Genomic DNA, 19,473 nt, shown 5'->3' with positions numbered 1-19,473 from the left:
TCAGTCTTTGTAGTGACGGCGTCGCACGACCGCGGCAGCGGTGCGTCCAGCGCGCGCTGGGCATTCCCGTAGCAACCAAGGAAGAAGACCGGTGACATCGAGTCGTGCCGCGAACTCCGGGCGGAAAGGGCGGCGACGCAGCCGCAGGCGGGCGGACATGCCCCTCCTGGGCGGCATCCGTCCTCCGATCGCGGTGCTGTGTCTGCTGATTGTCGCCCTGGCGGCGCTCACGGCGAAGGTGCTCGGTCCCGGCGAGGACACCGTGGTGCCCAAGGCCGTGCTGTCCTCGCAGCAGCACTTCGCGGAGGACGGCGCGATCGCGCTGCGCGCCTCGATCGACGAGCGGGTCACGGACCTGGAGCGCACCGCCGCCGCGCTGAACGCCAAGGAGCCCGAGGAGCCGGAGCGCGTCCTATCCGACCTGGGCCGGACCTACCAGAAGTGGACCGGCACCACCGTGGTCGACCTGGAGAGCGGCAAGGTGCTCGCCGCGCGTGGCGAAAGGATTCCTTTCGCCTGGCTCGACAAGGACGTCCTCACCGGCGAGCACGCCCTCACGCCCCGCATGGTGCGGCTGGAGACCGGTGACGTCCGGCTGATGACGATGGCGCTCCTCGACGCGAAGGACCGACCGCAGCAGCTGCTGATCGCCTCCAACAGCCTGTCGGTGCCCGCCATCAACCTGGGCCCGTTCCGCAGCATGGCGGTCGTCGCCCGGGACGGTGAGGTCCTCGCGACCGAAGGCTTCGAACAGTCCGAGGCCCTCAACTCCGACCAGGAGCGCAAGGAACTCGTCTTCCTCCAGAAGCAGATGTCCCGCCTCTCCGACCAGGCCGCCGAACGCACCGAGGAGCACCCCGTCACAGCCCGGGAGCCCGGCTCCCGGGGCTACCCCGGCGTCAGCGGAACGCTCCTGGGCGACGACTACGCCGGCCGGGTCACCACCGCCGGATACGCCTCCCTCGCCTCCTCCGACCCCGAGGAGAAGGACAGCGTCGCCGCGGGCCTCGGGCTCACCGTGGTGGCGATGCTGCCCGTGGTCCAGCAGCAGGGCGCCGCCGAGACGGGCCGGGAACTGTACGGGCTGGTCGCGGCCGGGGCGCTGGTCGTGCTCGGGCTGCTGGCGGCGGCCGTGCTGTGGGCGGCCGTGCAGCGCCCGCTGCTGCGGCTGTTCCTGGAGTCCCGGCGGCTCGCCCGCGGCGATCTGACCCGGCCCGTCGCGGTGCCCCGCTGGGGCGAGGCCGCCCGGATCGGCACCGCGCTGGAACGCCTGCGGGCACAGCTCAACGGCACCGGTGAAGGCCCCGGCGCCAAGAGCGGCAAGGTCCGCCTCGGCATGCGCGTGCCGCTCGCGGCGACCGCCGTTCTGCTGCTCCTGTGGTGCGTGCCGGTCGGCCTGCTGCTGAACCGCACCGACGGCTCGGTCAGCGTGCCCGCCACCATCGTCAACGACCAGCGCGACCGCACCGACCTGATCGCCGACCGCGTCCGCCGGGCGCTCAACGAGGCCCAGGCCGACCTCGTCTCCACCTCCCGGCTGATCGACGCGGACGACCCCGACGCCGCCGAGACCCTGCTGACGGACGCCCTGGAGGAGCACACCCGCTACCAGGCCCTCTACGTCGTGGACGCCGGCGGCGAGGTCGTCGCCCGCGCCGGGGGAGACCCGCACGACTGGAGCGACGACGAGGACCTGCCGTTGGTCCGTGTCTCCGGCAAGGGGGACAGGAAGCCGGTGATCCAGGCCGCCGCCCCCGTGCCGGAGCACAAGGGCACCACCCTGGTCGGCGAGGTACGGGTGGAGTTCCTCAACTCGCTGCTGAAGCGGCCCGGCCTCGGTGAGGTCCGCGTGGTGAACGCCGACGCGCGGACCGTCGCCGCCAGCGACGGCTTCCTGGCCTTCGAGAAGCTGCCCGGCGACGCCCTGACCGACCTGGTCCGCGCGGGCAACGTACGGGTCGGCGCCGGCCCCGTCGAGAACGGCCTGCTCATCCGGGACGGCGGCGACGTCACCGTGGCCGCCGCGGCCCCCTTCTCCGGCGGCGGCATCGCCTCCGACATCGGCTGGACCGTGGTCAGCAGCCAGGACGCCGACCACTTCGAGATCGCCGCCTACGAGCGCGAGGACCGCAGCGTGCTCGCCGGGATGCTCGGCCTCGCCGCGATCGTCGTCTGCCTGGGCTGGGTCCACCTGGTCGTCGCACGGCCGCTGCGGGCCCTGGCCACCAGTGCCGAGAAGCTCGCCGACGGAGACCTCAAGACCGTGCACTACCCCCGCTACCAGGACGAGGTCGGGGCCGTCGTCCGCAGCCTCGAACTGCTCCGCCAGCAGTTGCAGGCCCGCCGACAGAACCAGGCACGCCGACCCGCCGAGCCCCGGCCCGGCGCCGGAGGAAGGTGATCCCGAGTGCTCTATCTGTACTTCGTCCTGCTGGCCGGCAGCCTGTTCCTGCTCGTCGCGGGCATCGTGGAGCAGCGCCGGCACTACGCGGCCCTGCACTCCATCCCCTCCCGCGTGCTCGTCAACGGCATCCGCGGCAAGTCCTCCATCACCCGGCTGTGCGCGGGCGCGCTGCGCGGCGGTGACCTGGTCACCGTGGCCAAGACGACCGGTACCGCCGCGCGCTTCATCCATCCCGACGCCACCGAGGAGCCGGTCTACCGCAAGTTCGGCATCGCCAACGTCGTCGAGCAGATCGGCATCGTCCGCCGCGCCGCCACCTACCGTCCCGACGCGCTGGTCATCGAGTGCATGGCGGTCATGCCGGCGCTCCAGGAGGTCAACCAGAGCAAGCTGATCCGCTCCACGATCGGTGTGCTGTGCAACGTCCGCGAGGACCACCTCGCCGAGATGGGTCCGACCCTGGACGACGTGGCGCGCTCGCTGTGCCGCTCGATGCCCGAGAACGGCATCTGCGTCACCGCCGAGAAGGAGCGGTTCCACATCCTCCAGGAGGAGGCGGACGCCCGTAACTGCCGGCTGGTCTACGCGGACCCCGAGATGGTCACCGACGACGAGCTGCGCGGCTTCAGCTGGTTCACCTTCAAGGAGAACGTCGCGATCGCCCTGGTCGTCGCCGAGCTGGTCGGCGTGGAGCGGAAGGTGGCCCTCCAGGGCATGTACGACGCCCCGCCGGACCCGGGCGTGCTCTCCGTGGAGCGCTACGTGGCGCCCGAGGGCAAGCGGCTCGCCTTCGCCAACGTCTTCGCGGCCAACGACCCCGAGTCGACGCTGATGAACATCAACCAGCTGCTCGACCTGGGCGCCATCCGCCGCCCGCTCAACGTGGTGATCAACTGCCGTCCGGACCGCGTGGAGCGCAACGGGCAGATGGGCGAGATCATCCCCGACCTGGAGCCGGAGAACGTCTTCGTCATCGGGCACCCGTCCAAGAGCGCCATCGACGCCATCCCCGCCCAGTGGCGCGAGAGGGCGGTCGACCTGGGCGGCGAGCGACGGTCCGCCGACGAGTTCATGCCGGCCCTGCTCGGCCGGATGTCCGACGGCTCCTCCCTGGTCGCCATCGGCAACATCCACGGCCAGGGCGAGGAGCTCCTGGAGTTCCTGGCCGAGCTCCCGGCGGACGACAGCGACGGCGACACCGGCACGGCGGCGCCGAGCCTGGACCCGTTCGCCTCGTACCCGACGGCGTACGAGGAGCGCTACCAGGCCTCGCAGACCCAGGAGATCCCGGTGGTCCGCGTCCCGGCCCAGCCGACGGGACCGTACGGGCAGCAGCACGGTCGGTACGAGCAGCAGGAGCAGTACGAGCAGCAGCAGTACGAGCAGCGACAGCGGTACGAGCAGCCCCAGTACGGACAGCGGTACGAGCAGCAGTACGGGCAGTACGCCCCCGACCGGGAGCCCTGGCCGCCCCACGACGAAGCGCACGACGACCCCTACGGCGGGACCCCCCGCCCACCTGCCCGGAGACCCCGTTGACCACCGCCGCACTCACCCCCGAGATGGCCGCCCTCGGCATCGCCATAGGCCTGTTCTTCTCGCTGCTGTGCTACCTCACCACCAATCTGTCGCCCGGTGGCATGATCACGCCGGGCTGGATCGCGCTGACCCTCATCGAGGACCTCCAGCGCGCGGCCATGATGGTGGGCGTCACCGCGCTGACCTACGCGGGCACCAAGATCATGCAGCGGCTGGTGATCCTGTACGGCAAGCGGCTGTTCGCCGCGGTGGTGCTGCTGGGCGTGCTGCTCCAGGCCACGGTGATGATCGTGCTCTCGATCGAGTTCCCGCTCCTCTACGGCAACCAGACCCTCGGGTTCATCGTGCCCGGTCTCGTCGCCTACCAGATGGTGCGCCAGCCCAAGGGCGCCACCCTGCTGGCCACCGGCACGGTCTCCCTCATGGCCTACATCGTCGTAGCCGCCGGCCTGCTGCTCGGCGTCATGCCCACCGTCTGAGAACGAGCCCGCGAACGAGTCCGCGAACGAGTCCGCGAACGAGGAGGAGCAAACCATGGCGGCGAAAGCCAAGAAGAAGTCGCGTCCGGTCGTCTCGGGCCTGGTGGTGCTGGCGCTCGTCGGCACGTCCGGCTACCTCACCCTGGAGCTGCGCAAGCAGGAGGAGACGGGAGTCACGGAGGTCAGGAACGTCGGCGTCCTGGACGGGTCCCGCGGCTCCGGCAGCGGCGGCACCGCGAAGGACGACGGCGAGGAGAGCTGGTCCCGGCTGGAGAACCCGGCGCGCTCCGTGCTGCGCGACGCGGACGGCCGGATCAGGGCCGTGCTCACCGACGGGGCGCGCACCGCCACCCTGACCGGACCGGCGCGCACCTTCGAGGAGCCCGCCTCGACCTCCTCCAAGGTCTCCACCACGGACTGGGTCCGGCTCATGCCCGAGCCCTGGACGAAGGGCGCCGAGAAGAAGAAGTGGTTCGAGGAGTGGTACGCCGAGTACAAGGACAGCAAGGAGGACGACCTGTTCGCCTTCGCCTTCCAGTACGTGGCCGGCGCGCCGCAGAAGAAGGACGAGCAGGGCATCGCCTACGCCGGTGACGCGAACTTCGGCCCGCTGAACACCACCGGCGCCGAGGACGGCGACCTGCGCCTGGAGCAGTCCGACTTCTACGACTACCTCGGCGTCCAGTACCCGTTCCGCGACGGCTCGACCGGCACGCCGGAGGCCATGCGCGCCAGGTCCCTGGACTGCTCCGGCTTCATCCGCATGGTGCTCGGCTACCGCGCCCGCTACCCGCTGATGTCCTCCGACACCTCCGGCGACGGCCTGCCGCGCACCGCCAACGGCATGGCCCGCTCCAAGGAGGGCGTCGACGTGCTCCCGCTGGCCGGGGTGTCGCCGGACGACCGGCCGTCCGCCATCGACCAGCTCCAGCCCGGCGACCTCGTCTTCTTCAAGCTCGACGCGCGCACCAAGGACCGGCTGGACCACGTGGGCATGGTGCTCGGCTACGACACCGAGGGCCACCTGATCTTCGTCTCCAGCCGCGAGGAGGTCAACGGACCGACCATCGGCGACATGGGCGGCGTCTCCCGCCTGGACGGCAACGGCTACTACGCCAAGACGCTGCGCAGCGCCAAGCGGCTCTGACGGCGGGCTGGGCGGCGGGGGCAGCGGTCGTAGCGGGCGTCAGCCCTCCGCCGCCGCCGAAGCCTGGGCCTCGCCGCGCCTGCGGATCTGCCGGAAGGCGAACTCGGCCAGGTCGTCGCCGGCCCGGAACACCGCCGTGGACTTCTCCGTGACGTTCTCGCCGTTCGTGAAGCCGGCGACGGTGAAGTAGGCGTAGCGGCCGTAGGAGTTGGTGGTGGAGCGGCAGACGGCGCCGGTGCAGAAGGACTTGACGCCGCCGCCGGACAGGGAGCGCACGATGCTCTTCTTGTCGGCCTGCTTCTTGGCCTCGGCGGCCTGCGCCTCGGTGTCGAAGACGGCCACGCCGACCGTCACGGCGGTGTCGCCCTTGGTGTAGGTGACGCGGAGCAGCCGGGTGCAGTCGTTGGCGTCGAGGACCTTGGGCAGGGTGCCCTGGGCGGCGGAGCCGCAGGTGCGGGTGTCGGCCGTCGGGCCCTTCTTGTAGACCGTGTCGCCCATGGTCAGCTGGGTGCCGGGGAAGAGCAGGTCGGGGCTGAGCGGGGCCTTGTCCTTCTTGGCGCTGGAGACGAAGTCCTTCGGGTCCAGCGGCGGCGGGGCGCTGGTCGGGGCGAACGACGGCTCGGTGGCCGTCGCGCTGGGTATGTCCGCCGTCGCGGGGAGCTGCGAGGAGGGGCCGTCGGACGCCTGGCCGGAGCCGTTCGCCGAGACCACGGCCACGGCGACGGCACTGGCTATCGCCACGGTGGCCAGCGCGCCGCCACCGATGAAGAGCAGCCGGCGCCGCTTGGCGCGGGCCTCGGAGGCCTCGGCCAGAGCGGCCCAGTCCGGGGTGTTGTCACCGTCGCCACTGTTCCAGGGCTGCTGCTGCGATTGCGGTTTCCAGGGATCCCACTGCGACTGAGGTCCCCCCTGCCCAAAGCTCATGGGCGGCATCTTAGACGGGCGAAGTGGCGTGCTGGTGCGCCTCCGAAGGCCGCGCAGCACCTAGCGTTCCGTTCATGCGGACGGGCAAAAACGACATCTCCGGGTGGTTGGTGCGGCCGGCGGGCGGGTCCGCGTGGGCGGTCCTGGTCGTGGTGCTGGCGGCGTCCGCGGTGCACGCGGGGCGTGTGACCTCGGACGGCGGGATGGACAACGCGATCGTCGTGCGGGCCGCCCGCACCTGGCTGGCCGGCGGCTCCCCGTACGACGATCCGCACTTCCTCTACTTCCCGAGCGCGGTGCTCGCCGCCGCCCCGCAGGCCCTACTGCCCGCAGACATGCTGCGGGTGCTGGTGCCGTGCGCGGTGACGGCCCTGCTGGCGCTGGGCTGGGCCGGTGCGCTGCGGCTGCACCGCGTGCCGCTCGGCAGCCGGCTGGCGGTGCTCGGGCTGACCGGGCTCGCGGTGGGCTTCGCGCCGTTCGGGCACCTGGTGCGCCTCGGCAACTGGACCGTGACGGCGGCGGTGGCCCTGCCGCTGGCCCTGCTGCTGGCCGACCGGCGGCGGTGGACGGCGGCGGGCGCGGTCATCGGCGCCGCCGTGGCGCTCAAGCCGCTGCTCGCGCCCGTCCTCCTGCTCTTCCTGTTCGCCGGGCGGTGGCGGGCGCTGTCGGCGGCCGTCCTGGTGCCCGCGCTGGCCTGTGGGGCGGCGGCGCTGGCGATGCCCGACCCGGCGGGCTTCTTCACCCGCACCCTGCCCTTCCTGCTCCACGGCGACGACGGCTTCGTACGGCTCTACGAGGCCTCCCCGGCGGCCGTGCTGCCCCGGCTCGGGGTGCCGGGGTCGCTCGCCCAGGGGCTCGCGGTGGTCGCGGCCGGGGCCGGGGTGCTGTGCGCGTACGTCCGCTGGCGCCGTGCCGATCCCGGGCCGCTGCGGCTGTCGGAGACCGGCGCGGGCTTGATGCTCTCGGCGTTCCTCGTCTCCCGGCCTTCCTACGACCACTACCTCCTGGTCGCCCTGCCGCTGCTGCTCGCCGGGCTGCCGTACGCCGGTTCGGTGGCCCGCGGGACCTGGTTCTGGATCGCCCTGGTGCCCCAGGTGCCGGGGCTGACCTGGCCCTGGCTGGAGTCGGAGCGGCGGCGGGCCTTCAAGGACGCGTTCACGCTGTGCGTGCTGGCGGTGACGGTCGCGCGGCGGGCCCGGGGCGGCGCGGCGGCCGCCGGCGATCACGCGCGCGCGAGGACCGAGCCGGAGCCCGCGCCGGCCCCGGCGACTCCGTTTTGACCCGGCTATGGGACCCCGGGTACTCTGCACAGTCGTATGTGTATTGGCTTGCTCATTCTCACGTGAGGGGCCCTTACACCGGTCCACCGGGACCGATGACCAGCGACCTGCACGCGGTATGCGTCACCGCGGTGCGGTCAAGGCTGTCGTGATCGTCTTCGGTGACCATGTCAGGACCACTCACTGAAGAAGCGAAGGCTACGAACCGTGCGTACGTACAGCCCCAAGCCCGGCGATGTGACGCGCCAGTGGCACGTCATCGACGCTCAGGACGTCGTCCTGGGTCGTCTGGCCACCACTGCGGCCTCCATCCTGCGCGGCAAGCACAAGCCGATCTACGCGCCCCACGTCGACACCGGTGACTTCGTCATCATCATCAACGCCGACAAGGTGCACCTCTCCGGCAACAAGCGGACCCAGAAGATGGCGTACCGCCACTCCGGCTACCCGGGCGGTCTGCGCTCGGTGCGCTACGACGAGCTGCTGGACAAGAACCCCGAGAAGGCCGTCGAGAAGGCCATCAAGGGCATGCTCCCCAAGAACTCCCTGGGCCGTCAGATGCTCTCGAAGCTGAAGGTCTACAAGGGTGACCAGCACCCGCACGGCGCGCAGCAGCCGCAGCCGTTCGAGATCACCCAGGTCGCGCAGTAGTTCCGGCCACCCCCTAAGACTGAAGAGAATCTGAGGAGCATCGTGGCCGAGACCACTGCCGAGCAGCCGCTCGAAGAGATCGACATCGACAGCTACACCACCGAGTCCGAGGTGCCCGTCGAGGGCGAGTACACCTCGGAGTCCATGGCTTCCGCCTTCGGCGAGCCCCAGCCGGCCGCTGGCCTGGGCCGTCGCAAGAACGCCATCGCCCGTGTCCGGATCGTCCCGGGCACCGGCAAGTGGAAGGTCAACGGGCGCACGCTCGAGGACTACTTCCCGAACAAGGTGCACCAGCAGGAAGTCAACGAGCCCTTCAAGGTGCTCGAGCTGGACAACCGCTACGACGTCATCGCCCGCATCTCGGGCGGCGGTGTCTCCGGTCAGGCCGGTGCGCTCCGTCTCGGTGTCGCCCGCGCCCTGAACGAGGCCGACGTCGACAACAACCGCGGTCCGCTCAAGAAGGCCGGTTACCTCAAGCGCGACGACCGTGCGGTCGAGCGCAAGAAGGCCGGTCTGAAGAAGGCCCGCAAGGCTCCGCAGTACAGCAAGCGCTAAGTCGCACCGGCTGTACTCCGAACGCCCCGGCGGCACGCCACTGTGCTGCCGGGGCGTTCGTTTATCCCCGCCGTTGGGCGTATAACGGCACAAGACGTTCAAGCGTTGAGAAGCTCAGAGGCTCAAAGGCTTGTGTGATCGGATGGCGTGGGCCGCACCGGCCGGCCGCTTCCGGAATTGACGTTTCCTCAGGAGGACAAGTGGGACGACTCTTCGGCACGGACGGCGTGCGCGGTGTCGCCAACGCGGACCTGACGGCCGAGCTGGCGCTCGGTCTCTCCGTCGCCGCGGCGCACGTACTGGCGGAGGCGGGCACCTTCGCCGGGCACCGGGCGACCGCGGTGGTCGGACGGGACCCGCGCGCCTCCGGGGAGTTCCTGGAGGCCGCCGTGGTCGCGGGCCTGGCCAGCGCCGGTGTGGACGTGCTGCGGGTCGGCGTGCTGCCGACGCCCGCGGTCGCCCACCTCACCGGCGCCCTCGGCGCCGACCTCGGTGTGATGCTCTCCGCGAGCCACAACGCCATGCCCGACAACGGCATCAAGTTCTTCGCCCGCGGCGGCCACAAGCTCGCCGACGAGCTGGAGGACCGCATCGAGTCCGTCTACGCCGAGCACCGCACCGGCGCCCCCTGGGACCGCCCGACCGGCGCCGGCGTCGGCCGGGTCCGCGACTACGACCAGGGGCTCGACCAGTACGTCGCCCACCTCGTCGGCGTCCTCCCGAACCGCCTCGACGGACTGAAGATCGTCCTCGACGAGGCGCACGGCGCGGCCTCCCGGGTCTCGCCGGAGGCGTTCGCGCGGGCCGGCGCCGAGCTGGTCACCATCGGCGCGGTGCCGGACGGCCTCAACATCAACGACGGCTGCGGCTCCACCCACCTCGACCTGCTCAAGGCCGCCGTCGTCGAGCACGGCGCCGACCTGGGCATCGCCCACGACGGCGACGCCGACCGCTGCCTGGCCGTGGACCACACCGGCGCGGAGGTGGACGGCGACCAGATCCTCGCCGTGCTCGCGCTGGCGATGCGGGAGCGGGACGCGCTGCGTTCCGACACCGTGGTCGCGACCGTCATGTCCAACCTGGGCTTCAAGCTCGCCATGGAGCGCGAGGGCATCCGGTTCGCGCAGACCGGGGTGGGCGACCGGTACGTCCTGGAGGAGATGAAGGAGCACGGCTACGCCCTCGGTGGCGAGCAGTCCGGGCACGTCATCATCCTCGACCACGCCACGACGGGTGACGGGACGCTGACCGGCCTGATGCTGGCGGCGCGGGTCGCGCAGACCGGCCGTACGCTGCGGGACCTCGCGTCCGTCATGGAGCGGCTGCCGCAGGTGCTGATCAATGTGCCGGACGTGGACAAGTCCCGGGTGACGACCTCCGCCGAGCTGGCGACCGCCGTGGCGGAGGCCGAGCGGGAGCTGGGGAGCACCGGGCGGGTGCTGTTGCGTCCCTCCGGGACCGAGCCGCTTGTGCGGGTGATGGTGGAGGCGGCGGATATCGAGCAGGCTCGGTCTGTTGCGGGGCGGCTGGCCGATTCGGTGAAGTCGGCGCTGGGGTAGTTTTCGGGGCCGGGTTCGGGGTGGGGGTTCTGTGTCGTTGCGGGCTGCGGGTTTCGTTGTGGCTTGTCGCGCAGTTCCCCGCGCCCCTAGGTCGGTTTCGTCATCCGGCGTCGTTGGGTCGCCCACAGGGCCTTCTGGGCCAGAAGCGTCAGGGTGCCGGCCAGGATGATGGCGACCAGGTTGAGCAGTAGCTGCTCGGTCGAGCGCCAGGCCTGGTGGGCGTCTTCGTAGAAGAGGGCTACGGCCGCGTTCGCGGCGGCCGGGACCGTCGTCACCGAGATGGCGACGCCGACCAGAGCCCCTGACTTGGCGGATGTCAGGGAGAGTGTCCCCGCCGCGCCGGCGAGGACCGCCACCACGAAGGAGAACCAGTCGGGGGCGTACACGAACCCGGTGTTGGGGCGCTCCGCGTCCAACTGGGCTTCGCTGAACAGGTCCACGGCGTCCATGAAGAAGCTGAAGCCCACCGTCACGACCATCGCCGCCGCGAAGCCCACCAGCAGGGCGATCGCCGAGCGCAGTGCCAGTCGTGGGGCCCGCTGCACGATCGCCGTGCAGATGCCGGCCAGCGGGCCGAACTCCGGCCCGACCGCCATCGCGCCCACGATCAGGATCGCGTTGTCGAGCACCACGCCGCAGGCCGCGATCATGGTGGCGAGGGTGATGAAGGCGACGTAGGTGATGGAGAGGGTCGACTCCTCGTGCGTCGCCTCCTCCAGCTGCTCCCACAGGACCGCGTCGGCGGGCTCGCCCGGCGCGTCCCGCTCCGCCTTGTCGGCGTGCTCGGACAGCGACAGGTCGATGTTCTCGGCGGTGATGGCGCCGCAGCTGTCGATGCCCAACGACCGGAGCCGGCTGATGAGTTCGTCGCCGGCCTCGCGGGCCACGTCGCACATGACGACGTCGCCCTCGGGCTCGCGGGCGGCGCCCGGCAGGACGACGAGGTGGGTGGTGCCGACCGTCCGGTCGATCAGGCGGACCACCTCGTCGGTGCGGTCGGCCGGGGTGATCAGGCGCAGATGCAGCATCCGGCATTTCTACCGGCTGGGATGGTCGCCGTCACAGTTTGCGCAGGCTCAGCCGCTGCACCTTGTGGTCGGGGCCCTTGCGCAGGATGAGGGTGGCCCGGCCGCGGGTGGGGGCCACGTTCTCCACCAGGTTGGGCTTGTTGATGGTGCGCCAGGTGGTGCGGGCGTAGTCGAGGGCCTCCTCCTCCGACACCTGGGTGTACTTGCGGAAGTACGAGGACGGGTTCTGGAAGGCGGTCTCGCGCAGCTTGCGGAAGCGGCTGAGGTACCAGTGCTCGATGTCCTCGGTGCGGGCGTCGACGTACACGCTGAAGTCGAAGTAGTCGGCGAGACCGACCCTGGTGCGGCCGTCCTTGCCGGGCAGCGCGGGCTGGAGCACGTTGAGGCCCTCGACGATCAGGATGTCGGGGCGGCGGACGACGAGCTTCTGGTCCGGGACGATGTCGTAGATGAGGTGGGAGTAGACCGGGGCGGTCACCTCGCCCTTGCCCGCCTTGATGTCGGCGACGAAGCGGGTCAGTGCCCGGCGGTCGTAGGACTCGGGGAAGCCCTTCCGGGACATCAGGCCGCGGGCCTCCAGCTCCTTCGTGGGCAGCAGGAAGCCGTCGGTCGTGACCAGCTCGACGCGCGGGTGCTCGGGCCAGCGGGACAGCAGCGCCTGGAGCAGGCGGGCGACGGTGGACTTGCCGACCGCGACCGAGCCGGCGACCCCTATGACGAAGGGGGTGCCGGACTGCGAGCCCTGTTCGCCGAGGAAGGTGTTCAGCGCGCCGCGCAGGCCGTCGGTGGCGCCGACGTAGAGGTTGAGGAGCCGGGACAGCGGGAGGTAGATGTCCCGCACCTCGTCGAGGTCGATGACGTCGCCGAGGCCGCGCAGCTTCTCGACCTCCTCGGCGGTGAGGGGCAGCGGCGTCTTGTCGCGCAGCGCGCTCCACTCGGGGCGGGTGAGGTCGACGTAGGGAGTCGCCTCCGGCCGCTGCCGGTGGGCGCTCCGGGGCATCGAGGAGACCGGAGAGATCACAGTCCATTGTTAACGGAGTTCGAACGGGGCGGCAGGTGGGGTGTGTCACTCCCGCCCGCCGCCGGGCCGGCCCTAATGGCGGAAGATCACGTCGGCGTCACGGTCGGATACCGGGTGGCGCATCACTGATCATCTGTCAGTCGGCTGTGAATACAGTGCTCGCACATACGTGCGGAACCTCCGCTGTCTGGAAGAGAGAGCCCAACGTGAGACTGACCGCCGTCCGCCGTACCGCCCTCGCGGCCTCCGCCGCCGCCCTGGCCCTCCTCGTCACCGCTTGCGGCGGCTCCTCCGACGACGACGGCAAGAAGACCGGCGGCGACAAGGCCGAGGGCGGCGCGACCGCCTCGGCGGCCCCCGCGGCCGCCAAGGCGCTCACCGCCGCCGAGCTGGAGAAGGCCGCGCTGGCGCAGGCGGACGTCGACAACGGCAAGGTCACCAAGACGTCCGCGACGGACGACGTGAGCAAGGACAAGGTGAAGGGCGGCGACAAGGCCTGCGAGCCGCTCGCCTTCGCCGAGACCGGCGTCCCGCTGGGCGAGCCGGCGGCGACCGCCAAGCGGAGCTGGACGGAGGGCCCGAAGAAGCCGTCCGGCGACGAGGCCACCGAGGAGTCCATCAGTGCCGCCTTCGACCTGGACAAGGCCCTGGTGACGCTGGCCACCTACGACGACGGCGGTGCGGAGGCCGTTCTGAAGGACGTGAAGGAGGCCGCCGGCAAGTGCGCCGGAGGCTTCACCTTCACCGCGGTCGGTGAGACGGCCAAGATCGCCAAGGTGGCCGAGGACAAGGCGCCCGGCGGTGCCGACGAGGCCGTCGCGATGACGATGACGATGGTCGGCGACGAGGGTGACGAGTTCCCGGTCAAGGTGGTCGTCACCCGCAAGGGCTCCACCGTCGCCTCCTTCACCGTCCTCAACCTCGCCGCCGCCGGAACCGGCAAGGACTTCCCGTTCCCCGCGGAGATCAGCGACGCCCAGCTCGCCAAGCTCGGCTGAGCCCGGCGTCGGCGATCCGTTGATCCGCTGATCCGCTGAAGTTCCCACCGGGACGTTCGTACCCCGGTGGGAATTTCCGATTTCGGGCACGGGAAGGCCGGTTCGCGACCGGATCTGATCGTAGGCTGCCCGTCATGTGCGGAATCGTGGGATACGTGGGATCTCAGTCGGCGCTCGATGTCGTGATGGCCGGGCTGAAGCGGCTCGAGTACCGGGGGTACGACTCGGCGGGCGTCGCCGTGCTCGCGGACGGCGGCCTCGCCACCGCCAAGCGCGCCGGAAAGCTCGTCAACCTGGACAAGGAACTGTCCGAACGGCCACTGCCGACCGCCGTCACCGGCATCGGCCACACCCGCTGGGCCACACACGGCGGCCCGACCGACGTCAACGCCCACCCGCACCTCGACAACGCGGGCCGGGTGGCCGTGGTCCACAACGGCATCATCGAGAACTTCGCGTCGCTGCGGGCCGAGTTGGCGGAGCGCGGCCACGACCTGGCTTCCGAGACCGACACCGAGGTCGTCGCCCACCTGCTCGCCGAGGAGTTCTCCGGCTGCGCCGACCTCGCCGAGGCGATGCGGCTGGTGTGCCGGCGCCTGGAGGGCGCGTTCACGCTGGTCGCGGTGCACGCGGACGCGCCGGACGTGGTCGTGGGCGCGCGCCGCAACTCGCCGCTCGTGGTGGGTGTGGGGGAGGGCGAGTCCTTCCTCGCCTCGGACGTCGCGGCCTTCATCGCCCACACCCGGGACGCCATCGAACTGGGCCAGGACCAGGTCGTCGAGCTGCGCCGGGACGGTGTGACGGTCACCGGCTTCGACGGCACCCCGGCCGACGTCCGCTCCTACCACGTCGACTGGGACGCCTCGGCCGCCGAGAAGGGCGGCTACGACTACTTCATGCTCAAGGAGATCGCCGAGCAGCCGAAGGCGGTCGCCGACACCCTGCTGGGCCGCATCGACGGCTCCGGCACGCTGAGCCTGGACGAGGTGCGCATCCCTCCGGGGGTGCTGCGCGAGGTCGACAAGGTCGTCGTCGTCGCCTGCGGTACGGCCTTCCATGCCGGGTTGATCGCCAAGTACGCCATCGAGCACTGGACGCGGATCCCCTGCGAGGTGGAGCTGGCCAGTGAGTTCCGCTACCGCGATCCGATCCTCGACCAGCAGACCCTGGTCGTCGCGATCTCCCAGTCCGGCGAGACCATGGACACCCTCATGGCCCTGCGCCACGCCCGCGAGCAGGGCGCCAGGGTGCTGGCCATCTGCAACACCAACGGCTCCACCATCCCCCGCGAATCCGACGCCGTGCTCTACACGCACGCCGGCCCCGAGGTCGCCGTCGCCTCCACCAAGGCCTTCCTCACCCAGCTGGTGGCCTGCTACCTGGTCGCCCTGTACCTCGGGCAGGTGCGCGGCACGAAGTACGGGGACGAGATCCGCGACGTCGTCCGCGACCTCTCACGCATCTCCGGCGCGGTCGAACAGGTCCTGGAGACGATGCAGCCCGTACGGGAACTGGCGCGCTCCCTCGCCCACAAGAACACGGTGCTGTTCCTGGGCCGGCACGTCGGCCACCCGGTCGCCCTCGAAGGCGCCCTCAAGCTCAAGGAGCTGGCGTACATGCACGCCGAGGGCTTCGCGGCGGGCGAGCTGAAGCACGGGCCGATCGCGCTGATCGAGGAGGACCTGCCGGTCGTCGTGGTCGTGCCGTCCCCGCGAGGGCGCTCGGTCCTCCACGACAAGATCGTGTCCAACATCCAGGAGATCCGGGCCCGCGGCGCCCGCACCATCGTCATCGCAGAGGAGGGCGACGAGGCGGTCGTGCCCTACGCCGACCACCTCGTCCGCATCCCGGCGACCCCGACGCTGCTCCAACCGCTGGTGGCGACGGTGCCGTTGCAGGTCTTCGCGTGCGAGCTGGCGACGGCCCGGGGCAACGAGGTGGATCAGCCGCGGAACCTGGCGAAGTCGGTGACGGTGGAGTAGGTCCTCAGCCGTCGGCGGGGCGGAGCGCGGTGACGAGGCGGAAGCGTTCCAGGACGGCGGGCGTGTCGTCGTCCACGGTGAACTCCGGGTCTTCCAGCGCCGAACGCATCTCCTCGAACCGCTCGTGGCCCGCCCGCCACTCCGCCACGCTGGTGTAGCCCTCGCCCTCGTCCACCGCGTGGGCGAGGTCCACCTGGGCCAGCGGGACGACGCGTACGTCGGTCACCTCGACGACGGCGACCGGGCGGTCGCCGGAGTCGACGACCACCCCGCGGGCCCCCACTTCCGGCAACGGGTCGCCGTCGTGCTCGTAGTCGACGACGAGTCCGGTCGTGGAGGTCTTGGACCCGTCGAGGATCGCCGCGACGAGCCGGTCGCGCAGCGGCCCGGGGAAGGCGTACTCGATCCTGGGCAGCGAGTCGAGGTCCGTGGTGACGGGAGCGGGGGAGATGGCGGCGGAGGAGGGGGCGGCGGCGGGGACATGAGCCATGCGGGCACACTAATTCCGAACCCCCCGCACATCCCGCCACGCCCCCGGAATCGCCCCGGCGACATCGTGCGCCCCCGTCGGCGCCCCGTCCGCCGCGAACCGCCCCGCCAGCCCGTGCAGGTACGCCCCCGCACTGCCCGCGTCCCGTGCCGACAGCCCCGCCGCCAGCAGCGACCCCGCCAGCCCCGACAGCACGTCCCCGCTCCCGGCCGTGGCGAGCCAGGACGTCCCCGTCGCGTTGACCCGCACCGGCCCTCCCTCCGCGCCGGCCACCACCGTCGTCGAGCCCTTCAGCAGCACCGTCGCCCCGTACCGCCCCGCCAGTTCCCGCGCCGAGGCCAGGCGGGCCCCCTCGACCTCCTCGCGGCTCACCCCGAGCAGCGCGGCCGCCTCCCCGGCGTGCGGGGTCATCAGCGTCGGCGCCGTACGGCCTCGCACGGCCTCGGCGTCGGCCAGCCGCAGTCCGTCCGCGTCGATCAGCACCGGCACCTCCGCGGCCAGCACCTCCGCCACGGTCCCGGCGTCGTCACCGGCGCCCGGTCCCACGACCCACGCCTGCACCCGCCCCGCCCGCTTCGGCCCCTGGTCGGACACGAGCGTCTCCGGGTAGCGGGCGATCACCGCGTCCCCGGCCGGACCGACGTACCGCACCGCCCCGGCACCGCCCCGCAGCGCCCCGGCGACGGCGAGCACGGCCGCGCCCGGATAGCGGGCCGACCCGGCGGCGATGCCCACGACCCCCCGCCGGTACTTGTCGCTCTCCGCGCCCGGCGCCGGCAGCAGCCGCGCCACGTCCGCGTGCTGCAACGCCTCCAGTTCGGCCGCCTCGGCCGGCAGCGGCAGCCCGATGTCCACCAGCCGCACCGACCCCGCGTACTCCCGCGCCGGATCGACCAGCAGCCCCGCCTTGTGCGCCCCGAACGTCACCGTCAGGTCGGCCCGTACGGCCGCCCCGCGCACCTGCCCGGTGTCCGCGTCCACGCCGCTCGGCAGGTCGACGGCGACGACGGCGGCCCGCGACCGGGCGGCCGCGTCGGCGAGCGGCACCGCCTCCTCCCGCAGCCCGCCCTTGCCGCCGATCCCGACGATGCCGTCGACGACGAGATCGGCCCGCGCGATCAGCTCCCCGGCGGACCCGGGCTCCGCGACCCGTCCGCCCGCCCGGCGCAGCGCCGCCAGCCCTCCGCCGTGCGCGCGCTCCGGAGTGAGCAGCACCGCCGTCACCCCCGCCCCCCGCCCGGCGAGTCGTGCCCCGGCGTACAGGGCGTCGCCGCCGTTGTCCCCGCTCCCGACCAGCAGCACCACCCGGCCGCCGTAGACCCGGCCGGCCACCCGCCGGAGCACCCCCGCGCAGGCGGCGGCGAGCCCGGCCGCGGCCCGTTGCATCAACGCCCCCTCCGGGAGCCGTGCCATCAGCTCCCGTTCGGCCGTCCTGACCATTTCCACGCTGTACGCAGTCCGCATGCCGTCGAGTCTTCCCCGTCAGCCGGGAACGCGCACGACTCCGCCCTCCACGTCGTGAGGGACAGTTGTGCCATGGACGACGACGAGACGGCGCAGGTGATGACCTCACTCGGGGCCCGCCTGCGCGCGATCCGGCAGGCCCGCGGTCTGACGCTGGCCCAGCTCGGCGCCGCCACCGGCATCTCCGTCAGCACGCTGTCCCGGCTGGAGTCGGGACAGCGTGAACCGGGGCTGCGGCACCTGCTGCCGCTGGCCAGGGCGCACCGCCTGCCCCTGGACGAACTGGTCGGCTCCCGGACCGGCGACCCCCGCGTCCACCCGCGCCCCTTCACCCGGCACGGCCAGACCTGGATCCCCCTCACCCGCAACCCCAACGACGGGCTGCACGCGTACAAGCAGATCCTCCCCGCCCCGCCGGTCGCGCGGACCGCATCGGCCCCGCGCCCCGACCAGGGCTCCCACGAGGGCCACGAGTGGATCTACGTCCTCTCCGGACGCCTGCTCCTCGCCCTGGGCGAGCACGACCTCGTCCTGACGGCCGGTGAGACGGCGGAGTTCGACACCCGCGTCCCGCACGGCATCGCCAACGCCGGGGACAGGCCCGTCGAGTGGATCGCCCTGTACGGGGCGCAGGGCGAGCGCATGCACATCCGGGTTCAGCCGACGGGGCCCTGACCAGCTCCGCCGACCGAACGGGCGACGCGGAACCCCACGTCGTCCACCCGGAACGTCGGGTGGCTGCGGCGCCGTACGGAGGCCCGGCAGCTCCAGTGCTCGTCGAACCAGCCGCCGCCGCGCAGCACCCGGTAGGTGCCGTAGACCTCGGCGTCGTAGACGTCCCAGCACCACTCCCAGACGTTGCCGAGCATGTCGTACAGGCCCCAGGCGTTCGGCCGCCTGCCGCCCACCTCGTGGACGCGCTCCCGAGAGTTGCCCCGGTACCAGGCGATGTCGTCCAGGGCGCCGTAGCGCGGCCCCTCCGTCCCGGCGCGGCAGGCGTGTTCCCATTCGGCCTCGGTCGGCAGCCGGTACCCGTCGGCGGAGGTGTCCCAGGCGACGCCGCCGTCGTCGGCGACGCGGTAGGCCGGGCGGAGCCCCTCGTGCCGCGACAGGGAGTTGCAGAAGCCGACCGCGTCCGCCCAGGAGACGTCCGCGACGGGCAGCCGCTCCTCCCGCGCGGCGGGCCGCTGCCCGGTGACCCGCGCGTACTCGGCCCGCGTGACCGGGAACGCCGCCAGCCGACAGGACGCGACCTCCACCGGCCAGCTGCGCCGCGACCGCCGGTCCGACAGGGTCACCCGTCCCGGCGGAACGGAGACCATCCCGATTTCCGCCCGTACGTCGCCGGTTCCCGCATCCATGTCCATGGACAGATGATCGTACGGACCCCCGCCACGCCCCGGGACGAGACGATCCGCGCCCGCCGCCCCGTGCCCGCCGCCGCCCCGTGCCCGCCGTCGTCCCGTGCCCACCGCTGACCCGTGCCCGCCGCCGAGCCGTGCCCGCCGTCGACCCGCGCCCGTCGCCGGCCTGGGGAAGCGCGAGCTACCCCTCCGCGATCACCACCGCCGACGCCACCCCCGCGTCATGGCTCAGCGACACGTGCCACGACGTCACGCCCAGCTCCGCCGCCCGCGCCGCGACCGTCCCCGCCACCCGCAGCCGCGGCCGCCCGCTGTCCTCGACGTACACCTCGGCGTCCGTCCAGTGCAGCCCCGCAGGCGCGCCGAGCGCCTTGGCCAGGGCCTCCTTCGCCGCGAACCGGGCGGCGAGCGAGGCGGTGCCCCGGCGCTCCCCGCTCGGCAGCAGCAACTCGCTCTCCAGGAAGAGCCGTCGTGCCAGGGCCGGCGTACGCTCCAGCGACTGCCCGAACCGTTCGACCTCGGCCACGTCGATCCCGACCCCGATGATGCTCATGCGAGGCACCCTAACGACTGGCGGGCGCACGGGAA

18 protein-coding genes are annotated in these 19,473 nt (G+C 72.1%); 11 read left to right on the top strand and 7 right to left on the bottom strand.

Going from position 1 to position 19,473, the window contains the following annotated elements; genetic code table 11:
- Window positions 1-157 precede the first annotated feature (157 nt).
- Genes RI578_RS15955 through RI578_RS15940 form a run of 4 tightly spaced genes read left to right on the top strand, consistent with a single transcriptional unit; the run spans window position 158 to window position 5,569 of the window.
- Window positions 158-2,401: a HAMP domain-containing protein gene (locus RI578_RS15955; protein ID WP_310871726.1), complete on the top strand. Its 2,244-nt coding sequence runs from the start codon at window positions 158-160 to the stop codon at window positions 2,399-2,401.
- Between the two features lie 6 nt (window positions 2,402-2,407).
- Window positions 2,408-3,943, top strand: a complete 1,536-nt coding sequence (pgsB, locus tag RI578_RS15950) for a poly-gamma-glutamate synthase PgsB (protein ID WP_310871725.1) — start codon at window positions 2,408-2,410, stop codon at window positions 3,941-3,943.
- Window positions 3,940-4,422: a poly-gamma-glutamate biosynthesis protein PgsC/CapC gene (locus RI578_RS15945; RefSeq protein ID WP_184761006.1), complete on the top strand. Its 483-nt coding sequence runs from the start codon at window positions 3,940-3,942 to the stop codon at window positions 4,420-4,422. The genes pgsB and RI578_RS15945 overlap by 4 nt, the downstream gene beginning before the upstream one ends.
- Before the next feature lie 55 nt (window positions 4,423-4,477).
- Entirely contained in the window at window positions 4,478-5,569 is a 1,092-nt protein-coding gene (locus tag RI578_RS15940; RefSeq protein ID WP_310871724.1) for an NlpC/P60 family protein, read from the top strand.
- Window positions 5,570-5,608: 39 nt separating this feature from the next.
- Here the strand turns inward: RI578_RS15940 and RI578_RS15935 are convergent, their stop codons facing one another.
- The gene (locus tag RI578_RS15935) at window positions 5,609-6,493 is read right to left on the bottom strand and encodes a hypothetical protein (protein WP_310871723.1); all 885 of its coding nucleotides are present in this window, start codon (window positions 6,491-6,493) and stop codon (window positions 5,609-5,611) included.
- Between the two features lie 74 nt (window positions 6,494-6,567).
- Here RI578_RS15935 and RI578_RS15930 point away from each other — a divergent pair, with 74 nt between their 5' ends.
- The 4 genes from RI578_RS15930 to glmM all read left to right on the top strand — a co-directional run bounded on the left by RI578_RS15930 (window position 6,568) and on the right by glmM (window position 10,538).
- Window positions 6,568-7,773 carry a glycosyltransferase 87 family protein gene (locus RI578_RS15930; RefSeq protein WP_310871722.1) on the top strand — a complete coding sequence of 402 codons (1,206 nt, stop codon included), beginning with the start codon at window positions 6,568-6,570 and terminating at the stop codon, window positions 7,771-7,773.
- Window positions 7,774-7,980: 207 nt separating this feature from the next.
- Complete coding sequence (gene rplM / locus RI578_RS15925; RefSeq protein WP_003974239.1) at window positions 7,981-8,424, top strand: 50S ribosomal protein L13; 444 nt, start codon at window positions 7,981-7,983, stop codon at window positions 8,422-8,424.
- Between the two features lie 42 nt (window positions 8,425-8,466).
- A complete protein-coding gene (gene rpsI / locus RI578_RS15920) occupies window positions 8,467-8,979 on the top strand; it encodes a 30S ribosomal protein S9 (RefSeq protein WP_310871721.1) in 513 nt (170 codons plus the stop codon).
- Between the two features lie 200 nt (window positions 8,980-9,179).
- On the top strand, window positions 9,180-10,538 hold the full coding sequence (gene glmM, locus RI578_RS15915; RefSeq protein ID WP_310871720.1) for a phosphoglucosamine mutase: 1,359 nt from the start codon (window positions 9,180-9,182) through the stop codon (window positions 10,536-10,538).
- Window positions 10,539-10,624: 86 nt separating this feature from the next.
- On the opposite strand, the gene RI578_RS15910 is transcribed toward glmM, so the two are convergent.
- A complete protein-coding gene (locus RI578_RS15910) occupies window positions 10,625-11,566 on the bottom strand; it encodes a DUF389 domain-containing protein (RefSeq protein WP_310871719.1) in 942 nt (313 codons plus the stop codon).
- Between the two features lie 31 nt (window positions 11,567-11,597).
- Complete coding sequence (coaA, locus tag RI578_RS15905; protein WP_383552514.1) at window positions 11,598-12,566, bottom strand: type I pantothenate kinase; 969 nt, start codon at window positions 12,564-12,566, stop codon at window positions 11,598-11,600.
- A 227-nt stretch (window positions 12,567-12,793) separates the two neighbouring features.
- Between coaA and RI578_RS15900 the strand changes: the two genes are divergently transcribed.
- Together RI578_RS15900 and glmS are read left to right on the top strand one after the other, a co-directional pair.
- Window positions 12,794-13,585, top strand: coding sequence for a hypothetical protein (locus RI578_RS15900; RefSeq protein ID WP_310871717.1), 792 nt, complete (start codon window positions 12,794-12,796; stop codon window positions 13,583-13,585).
- Between the two features lie 134 nt (window positions 13,586-13,719).
- On the top strand, window positions 13,720-15,567 hold the full coding sequence (glmS, locus tag RI578_RS15895) for a glutamine--fructose-6-phosphate transaminase (isomerizing) (RefSeq protein WP_310871716.1): 1,848 nt from the start codon (window positions 13,720-13,722) through the stop codon (window positions 15,565-15,567).
- Window positions 15,568-15,571: 4 nt separating this feature from the next.
- Here glmS and RI578_RS15890 read toward each other — a convergent pair whose 3' ends face one another.
- Together RI578_RS15890 and RI578_RS15885 are read right to left on the bottom strand one after the other, a co-directional pair.
- Window positions 15,572-16,057 carry an ASCH domain-containing protein gene (locus RI578_RS15890; protein ID WP_310871715.1) on the bottom strand — a complete coding sequence of 162 codons (486 nt, stop codon included), beginning with the start codon at window positions 16,055-16,057 and terminating at the stop codon, window positions 15,572-15,574.
- 9 nt (window positions 16,058-16,066) lie between these two features.
- Entirely contained in the window at window positions 16,067-17,521 is a 1,455-nt protein-coding gene (locus tag RI578_RS15885) for an NAD(P)H-hydrate dehydratase (RefSeq protein WP_310871714.1), read from the bottom strand.
- A gap of 72 nt (window positions 17,522-17,593) precedes the next feature.
- Between RI578_RS15885 and RI578_RS15880 the strand changes: the two genes are divergently transcribed.
- The gene (locus RI578_RS15880) at window positions 17,594-18,196 is read left to right on the top strand and encodes a helix-turn-helix transcriptional regulator (RefSeq protein WP_310871713.1); all 603 of its coding nucleotides are present in this window, start codon (window positions 17,594-17,596) and stop codon (window positions 18,194-18,196) included.
- On the opposite strand, the gene RI578_RS15875 is transcribed toward RI578_RS15880, so the two are convergent.
- Both RI578_RS15875 and RI578_RS15870 read right to left on the bottom strand, forming a co-directional pair.
- Window positions 18,178-18,882: a formylglycine-generating enzyme family protein gene (locus RI578_RS15875; protein ID WP_310875780.1), complete on the bottom strand. Its 705-nt coding sequence runs from the start codon at window positions 18,880-18,882 to the stop codon at window positions 18,178-18,180. The two genes, RI578_RS15880 and RI578_RS15875, sit on opposite strands and share 19 nt — an antisense overlap.
- A 184-nt stretch (window positions 18,883-19,066) precedes the next feature.
- Entirely contained in the window at window positions 19,067-19,438 is a 372-nt protein-coding gene (locus RI578_RS15870; RefSeq protein WP_310871712.1) for a holo-ACP synthase, read from the bottom strand.
- Window positions 19,439-19,473 lie beyond the last annotated feature (35 nt).

Source organism: Streptomyces sp. BB1-1-1 (assembly GCF_031597775.1).
Taxonomy (GTDB): domain Bacteria; phylum Actinomycetota; class Actinomycetes; order Streptomycetales; family Streptomycetaceae; genus Streptomyces; species Streptomyces thinghirensis.
Note: the sequence above shows the minus strand (reverse complement) of the source record. Positions and strands in the feature narration are given on the sequence as shown.

Excerpts from the sequence above, each read along its gene's own strand:
- RI578_RS15930 (WP_310871722.1), top strand. The coding sequence starts at position 6,568 with ATGCGGACGGGCAAAAACGACATCTCCGGGTGGTTGGTGCGGCCGGCG.
- RI578_RS15875 (WP_310875780.1), bottom strand. The coding sequence starts at position 18,882 with ATGGATGCGGGAACCGGCGACGTACGGGCGGAAATCGGGATGGTCTCC.
- RI578_RS15940 (WP_310871724.1), top strand. The coding sequence starts at position 4,478 with ATGGCGGCGAAAGCCAAGAAGAAGTCGCGTCCGGTCGTCTCGGGCCTG.
- RI578_RS15885 (WP_310871714.1), bottom strand. The coding sequence starts at position 17,521 with ATGCGGACTGCGTACAGCGTGGAAATGGTCAGGACGGCCGAACGGGAG.
- RI578_RS15955 (WP_310871726.1), top strand. The coding sequence starts at position 158 with ATGCCCCTCCTGGGCGGCATCCGTCCTCCGATCGCGGTGCTGTGTCTG.
- RI578_RS15870 (WP_310871712.1), bottom strand. The coding sequence starts at position 19,438 with ATGAGCATCATCGGGGTCGGGATCGACGTGGCCGAGGTCGAACGGTTC.
- RI578_RS15880 (WP_310871713.1), top strand. The coding sequence starts at position 17,594 with ATGGACGACGACGAGACGGCGCAGGTGATGACCTCACTCGGGGCCCGC.
- RI578_RS15910 (WP_310871719.1), bottom strand. The coding sequence starts at position 11,566 with ATGCTGCATCTGCGCCTGATCACCCCGGCCGACCGCACCGACGAGGTG.
- glmS (WP_310871716.1), top strand. The coding sequence starts at position 13,720 with ATGTGCGGAATCGTGGGATACGTGGGATCTCAGTCGGCGCTCGATGTC.
- coaA (WP_383552514.1), bottom strand. The coding sequence starts at position 12,566 with ATGCCCCGGAGCGCCCACCGGCAGCGGCCGGAGGCGACTCCCTACGTC.
- RI578_RS15890 (WP_310871715.1), bottom strand. The coding sequence starts at position 16,057 with ATGGCTCATGTCCCCGCCGCCGCCCCCTCCTCCGCCGCCATCTCCCCC.
- RI578_RS15935 (WP_310871723.1), bottom strand. The coding sequence starts at position 6,493 with ATGAGCTTTGGGCAGGGGGGACCTCAGTCGCAGTGGGATCCCTGGAAA.